The organism is Streptococcus mitis (genome assembly GCF_009496205.1).
Lineage (GTDB): Bacteria > Bacillota > Bacilli > Lactobacillales > Streptococcaceae > Streptococcus > Streptococcus mitis_BN.
The window spans coordinates 1-6,128 of record NZ_WIJO01000078.1 but is presented as its reverse complement, the minus strand read 5'-3'; the positions used below and the strand labels follow the sequence as shown (position 1 = coordinate 6,128).

Annotated in this window: 7 protein-coding genes and 1 pseudogene; 6 read left to right on the top strand and 2 right to left on the bottom strand. The window is 37.2% G+C overall.

Features of this window, described 5'->3' with window-relative positions; all coding sequences use genetic code 11:
• Nucleotides 1–196: 196 nt before the first annotated feature.
• Nucleotides 197–691 (top strand): YkgJ family cysteine cluster protein, encoded by a 495-nt coding sequence (locus GEZ85_RS09560; RefSeq protein ID WP_153209144.1) that lies wholly within the window; start codon nt 197–199, stop codon nt 689–691.
• A 56-nt stretch (nt 692–747) separates the two neighbouring features.
• Nucleotides 748–1,287, top strand: a complete 540-nt coding sequence (locus GEZ85_RS09555; protein WP_322741427.1) for a ClbS/DfsB family four-helix bundle protein — start codon at nt 748–750, stop codon at nt 1,285–1,287.
• A gap of 203 nt (nt 1,288–1,490) precedes the next feature.
• Here GEZ85_RS09555 and dhaQ read toward each other — a convergent pair whose 3' ends face one another.
• A complete protein-coding gene (dhaQ, locus tag GEZ85_RS09550) occupies nt 1,491–2,480 on the bottom strand; it encodes a DhaKLM operon coactivator DhaQ (protein WP_153209140.1) in 990 nt (329 codons plus the stop codon).
• The gene (gene dhaS, locus GEZ85_RS09545; RefSeq protein WP_153209138.1) at nt 2,477–3,007 is read right to left on the bottom strand and encodes a dihydroxyacetone kinase transcriptional activator DhaS; all 531 of its coding nucleotides are present in this window, start codon (nt 3,005–3,007) and stop codon (nt 2,477–2,479) included. Before dhaS ends, dhaQ begins: the two co-directional genes overlap by 4 nt.
• 153 nt (nt 3,008–3,160) lie before the next feature.
• On the opposite strand from dhaS, the gene dhaK reads away from it, so the two are divergent.
• The 4 genes and pseudogenes from dhaK to GEZ85_RS09525 all read left to right on the top strand — a co-directional run.
• Nucleotides 3,161–4,150, top strand: a complete 990-nt coding sequence (gene dhaK, locus GEZ85_RS09540) for a dihydroxyacetone kinase subunit DhaK (protein WP_153209136.1) — start codon at nt 3,161–3,163, stop codon at nt 4,148–4,150.
• Nucleotides 4,151–4,171: 21 nt separating this feature from the next.
• Complete coding sequence (gene dhaL, locus GEZ85_RS09535) at nt 4,172–4,747, top strand: dihydroxyacetone kinase subunit DhaL (protein ID WP_153209133.1); 576 nt, start codon at nt 4,172–4,174, stop codon at nt 4,745–4,747.
• A complete protein-coding gene (gene dhaM / locus GEZ85_RS09530) occupies nt 4,747–5,121 on the top strand; it encodes a dihydroxyacetone kinase phosphoryl donor subunit DhaM (RefSeq protein ID WP_150923150.1) in 375 nt (124 codons plus the stop codon). The genes dhaL and dhaM overlap by 1 nt, the downstream gene beginning before the upstream one ends.
• Nucleotides 5,122–5,871: 750 nt before the next feature.
• Nucleotides 5,872–6,128 (top strand): annotated as a pseudogene (locus tag GEZ85_RS09525) (hypothetical protein); the annotation flags it as partial.

Here is a 6,128-nt window from a genome sequence, read left to right as displayed (position 1 = left end):
AACGTGGACTGGTTTCGTGTTTGGATTATTACCTTGAACGACATGCGTTAAAAGTAGTTGAACCGCCGTATGCCGAACGGCACGTACGGTGGTGTGAGAGGGGCTAGAGATTATCCCCTACTCGATTATTTAGGGGGCAAAAAAGGGGCTTTGTTTATGATATAATAGACAAAAACACTTGTATTAGAGAGAAATCATGTCTAAAGAAATTGATATTGAATATTACCACCAGCTAGCCTTACAAAAGCAGAAGGAGCATCGTAAAGTTTTAGCCAATCTAAAGAAAAAGCCACCAAAAAATCTAGATAAGATAGCCCAGCAGATTCACCAAGAAGTATTTGAGGAAATTGATTGTACTGCCTGTGCCAACTGTTGCAAGACATTGGGACCTGACTTCAAGGAAGCAGACATCACTCGTATTGCTAAGTACTTTAAGATGAAATTACCAGCTTTTGAAGCGGAGTTTCTGCAGGTAGATGAAGATGGCGATAAGGTTTTTAGATCCATGCCTTGTCCCTTTCTAGGAGGAGATAATCTCTGTTCCATCTATGATGTTCGTCCAAAGGCCTGTCGTGAATTTCCCCATACAGACAGGAAAAAAATCCATCAAATCAACCATTTGACTATTAAGAATACCTTGACCTGTCCAGCAGCCTATCTCTTTGTTGAGAAATTAAAGGATAAGTTATAGAGATTTAAAGGATAAAAAATTTCTAATAATAACTAGTAATATGAAGGGAGAACTCTGTGCCTAGACCGAAAACAAAAGAGGAGCTAATGCTGGCCTCTAAGGAAAACTATGAAAAGCTCAATCGTTTCATCTCCCAACTAAGTGAAGATGAGCTACAGATTCCATTTGATTTTTCAAGAGACCCAAAGAAAAAAGAAGCTCACTGGAAAAGGGATAAAAATCTACGGGATGTCTTGATCCATCTTTATGAATGGCAGCAGTTACTTTTGACTTGGGTACATTCCAATCAAAAAGGTCACGAAAGACCTTTTCTCCCTGAATCTTATAATTGGAAAACTTATGGAGAAATGAATATCGCTTTTTGGAAGAAGCACCAGAAAACCTCCTTAGAAGAGGCGACTAGACTATTGGCGCAATCACATAGGAAGGTTTTAGAGTTGATAGAAGTTTTTAACAATGACGAACTCTTTACCAAAGGTGTCTATAAGTGGACGGGTGGGACAAGTCTAGGTTCCTATTTTGTCAGTAGCACGTCAAGTCACTATGATTGGGCTAGCAAAAAACTCAAAGCTCATCGGAAGAATTGTAAGGGATAGATGTCCTATTTGAAATTGCAAGAATGAGTTCTTTTAAACGTAATACTCTTCGAAAATCAAATTCAAACTGCGTCAACGTCGCCTTGCCGTACTCAAGTACAGCCTGCGGCTAGTTTCCTAGTTTGCTTTTTGATTTTCATTGAGTATAAGATAAAAGCAAAGGGCTATCAAGTGATGTAGCCCTTTTGAGTTATACAATTAAATTACCATGCAAAAGCTGTCGTTGGAGCATTGAGCGCTTCTAACCACTGTTTATTTTTTACGGGGCAAAGAGTTACGGATATACCTGCCATATCTAGACTGGTCATAAATGTTCCTGATTTTATAAAGGTAATAGTGACTCCTTCAATTTCTAAGAGTTGAAGGAGATCATTGATAAATATGCCCATTTCTAAGTTGCTGGTAGTGCCTAGATTATTTACAAGCAATATAAATTGATCACCCTTTTTCCAATGATAGTGCAATCTTAATTTACTTATAATTTCATTTGCAAGGATTTCCGATGATTGGAATGGGACGATACGATAACCTTCTTCGCCATGTATCCCAATACCATAAGAAATATTTCCTTCTTCCAAGTTAAATAGTGGAAAGGTGGCTTGGGGGAGACTAGCAGATTTCGTTGCAAAGCCAATTGTTGCGATTTCGGGAGCAAGTTCATGACCTAAATCAGTTAGTTGCTCGATGTCGGCACCATTTTGAGCTGCATATCCTAGAACTTTATGAAGTAAAATAGTCCCTGCGAGCCCTCTTCCTCTAATTTGAAATCTATTGCGAGGTTCAATTGAAATATCGTCGTGTGCTAGACTATAGCCGACCTTAATTCCTTCTTGTCTAGCAGTATTAATGGCCGAACTAAATTCTTTGATGTCTGCTTCGAAATTTTTTACAATGATGAAGACACCTTGACCATTGTTTAAAAAACGAATGGACTCTAAGATTTCAGTTCTTGTAGGAGGAGTAAATAATTGGCCGTAGATAGCAGCGGTAAGCATTCCTTTTCCCACATATCCAATATGCGCAGGTTCGTGACCGGAACCTCCACCCGACAATATTGGAACCTGATGAGGATTGCGATTTTTTTGGTAGACTAGTGGTAAAGTAGGGTGTTTTTCTAATTCAGGATGACTGCTGACAGTTGCCGAAATGTAACTTGAAATAATTTTCTGTTTATGATTTGAAATAAATGTCATTGTGGTCTCTTTCCAATAATTGTTATGATTAGAAAGTCTGGTTGTGGAACTGGACTTTTTTTATTGACGTAAGCCTTCACGATTTCTGCTAGAGCATGTGAATGATAGTCTAACAAAAAGCAAGTATAAGCAGATGAATCGATATCAATCTGACCGTATTCTCTTAAAATTTTTGATACAAGCAAGCGACAGTAGCTGATAAATTGGTCATAGAAGTTATTTTGTCCTTGAATATCAAAAAGTTGAATATAAAAGTCACGCTCTTGTTCGAAATAAAAAAATAATTCTTGTAATAGTTTTTGTCCTGAAATGAAGTCCAAGTTATTGGTGATATACTCGGTTAAGTCATTTTCAAATATCCAGTCGAGCAGTTCATATTTGTCAAGAAAGTGATTATAAAAGGTCTGTCTACGAATGCCAGCTGATTCCATGATATCTACAATGGAGATTTTGTCAAATTCTCTAGTAGCTAATAGGTCTCTAAATGCCTTGGCAATCCGTTTTTTTGTAATAAGTGATGATGCCATAGGAAACCTTTCTTTTACTTCCTTCATTTTACCAAAAAAATGTTTGAAACGGGTTTAAAAGGGGACAAATAATAGAATCTGTCCCTTATCAGCCAGCGATAAAAAATATATAATGAAAGCGAAAACAAAGGTAAATGCCGAAAGGAGTTTCTCATGAAAAAAATTATAAATGAACCGACACAAGTTGTTGATGAAATGTTGCAGGGATTGTCATTCATGCATGATGACTTGGTAGAACGTTTAGATGGATTTGATGTCATTGTTAGAAAGGCAGAAAAGACAGGAAAAGTTGGACTCATTTCAGGTGGAGGTTCAGGACATGAACCAAGTCATGCTGGATTTGTAGGAGATGGAATGTTGTCTGCTGCCATTTGTGGAGCAGTCTTCACTTCACCTACTCCGGACCAAATTTTAGAAGCCATCAAGGCGGCTGATGAAGGTGCTGGAGTTTTCATGGTCATCAAGAACTATTCTGGTGACATTATGAACTTTGAAATTGCACAAGAACTTGCTGAAATGGAAGGTATTGATGTAGCAAGTGTTGTAGTCGATGATGATATTGCGGTTGAAAATAGTCTCTATACCCAAGGTCGTCGAGGTGTCGCAGGTACTATATTAGTCCATAAAATTTTGGGTGATGCGGCTCGTTCTGGTAAATCATTAGCTCAAATGAAGGACTTGGCAGATAAACTTGTTTTAGAAATTAAAACAATAGGGCTGGCCCTGTCTGGAGCAACCGTTCCTGAAGTTGGGAAACCAGGATTTGTTCTAGAAGATGATGAATTTGAATATGGAGTTGGTATTCATGGTGAGCCAGGATATAAAAAAGAGAAAATGCAACCTTCAGCACAATTGGCATCAGAGTTGGTTGAAAAATTATCTGAAGGTTTCCAACTTAAATCAGGCGAACGCTATGGCCTTCTCATTAATGGTTTAGGAAGCACTCCTCTTATGGAACAATACGTATTTGCAAATGATGTGGCAAAATTACTCCATGAAAAAGGTGTTGAGTTGGCGTTTAAGAAAATTGGAAACTATATGACATCAATTGATATGGCTGGCTTGTCATTAACATTGATTCGATTGGCAGATGATGAGTGGTTGGATGCTCTAAATGCACCTGTTATTACCCCAGCTTGGTAAAACTCAAGGAGGAAATGTCGCATGAATGCTGAACAAGCTCTTGAATGGATGAAGCTTTTTAATAAAAAGATTCAAGAACAGAAAGATTATCTTAGTGAGCTAGACACTCCTATAGGAGATGGAGACCACGGTGGAAATATGGCGCGTGGCATGACTGCAGTTATGGAAAACTTAGAAGGAAAGCAATTTGAAACAAGCAGTGATGTTTTTAAACTTGTCTCAATGCAACTACTGAGTAAGGTAGGCGGTGCTTCTGGTCCCTTGTATGGCTCTGCTTTTATGGGCATGTCCAAGGTTGATTCTAATTCGAAAATAGAGGAAATCTTACAAAGCGGTTTGGATATGATTGTCAAACGTGGGAAAGCAGAAGTTGGAGAAAAGACAATGGTTGACGTTTGGACTCCTGTTATTGCTGCCTTGTCTGCTGGCCAATTGACTCAAGAGGTTATTGATCAGGTAGTGAATGCTACCAAAGATTTACTTGCAACTAAAGGAAGAGCATCTTATGTAGGAGAACGTTCTCTGGGACATATTGACCCTGGATCATTTTCATCAGGTTTACTCTTTACTGCTCTTTTAGAGACTGGGGTGGTTTAATGGGAAGTATTGGTCTTGTTATCGTTTCACATTCCAAACACATTGCAGAAGGTGTTGTTGAACTGATTAGTGAAGTAGCTAAAGATGTTCCGATTACTTATGTAGGAGGAACCGAAGATGGAGGAATTGGAACAAGTTTTGATCAAGTAGATAGGGTTGTTTCCGAAAATCCAGCAGATACTTTATTAGCCTTTTTTGACCTAGGTTCTGCTAAAATGAACTTAGAAATGGTGGCTGATTTCAGTGATAAAAGTATCATGATCAATAGGGTTCCAATTGTAGAAGGTGCCTATACTGCAGCTGCTCTTCTTCAGGCTGGTGCAGAACTGTCAGTTATTCAAACACAGTTGTCGGAGCTTGAAATCAATAAATAAGGAATTTTACTATAACTCTTTTTATAGATGGGCTATTGATTATCTCAACTATCAAATTTTAAGTAAATAATTTCAAAATCAGAAAGGGATTGCTTTATGCAGTTCCTTTTTAATGTAAAAGGAGTAGAATCATAGTGTTTCTAAATTGTTAATACTCTTCGAAAATCAAATTCAAACCACGTCAACGTCGCCTTGCCGTACTCAAGTACAGCCTGCGGCTAGTTTCCTAGTTTGCTCTTTGATTTTCATTGAGTATAATAATTCAAAACTGATTGTGACGGGACTATTCTAGCTTTAGAATTGCTCAAAAATTAACATTTAAGGCTATCAATAGCTTAGAATAGCGCGAAAACATTTAGTTTATAGGAATTCTAGGTCTATAATTACATAGATATTTATGAAGTTAGGGTGTTCGATAGTCAGGATAGTTCTATTCTGAAAGATTTGAGCTGTCAATCTTCTAGAATAGTAGTTTGCCAATGAATTTTGTTGAAAGATTCCTTGTTTTATGGTAGTCTAAAGTAAAAGAAAGCCTTATCATTATATTTGTATCTTTAATCTGACTTGGTTTAGGTCTAGAAAAGGGATAGATATTTGGGGGTTTCAAATAATAATAATATTTTCACTTGCAAAAAATGTATTTCAACTTTACCTAATGTAGAAGAAGGAAATATCATAAAATGCTTATGACTTGTTTGAAAGAGAATGTAAACTAAAAATGGATTCCCTTTAAATATTAGGAGTAGGTAGATGAGTAATCTAGAGTCAATTCGTAAAGCGCATATCATCGTGTGGGGTGCCTATCTATTTTTATCATTAAGGGCGCCGCTAATTAGCAGCACAGAGTATTTCGTGCTTATTTTTTTAGCGTTTCTCTATTCAATAGTATCGCTACCTATATACTCTGTGAAGAATAAAATAGTATCTATTTGTTTGGCTATAAACTCGATCCTGTTAATGAGTTTTCCAATTTTAATCAATAAATTTTTCCCAGGAAACGTTTCTAC

Bases quoted from the DNA above. Each gene is read 5' to 3' on its own strand.
- dhaM (WP_150923150.1), top strand. From the start codon at position 4,747: ATGGGAAGTATTGGTCTTGTTATCGTTTCACATTCCAAACACATTGCA.
- dhaS (WP_153209138.1), bottom strand. From the start codon at position 3,007: ATGGCATCATCACTTATTACAAAAAAACGGATTGCCAAGGCATTTAGA.
- dhaL (WP_153209133.1), top strand. From the start codon at position 4,172: ATGAATGCTGAACAAGCTCTTGAATGGATGAAGCTTTTTAATAAAAAG.
- dhaK (WP_153209136.1), top strand. From the start codon at position 3,161: ATGAAAAAAATTATAAATGAACCGACACAAGTTGTTGATGAAATGTTG.
- dhaQ (WP_153209140.1), bottom strand. From the start codon at position 2,480: ATGACATTTATTTCAAATCATAAACAGAAAATTATTTCAAGTTACATT.
- GEZ85_RS09560 (WP_153209144.1), top strand. From the start codon at position 197: ATGTCTAAAGAAATTGATATTGAATATTACCACCAGCTAGCCTTACAA.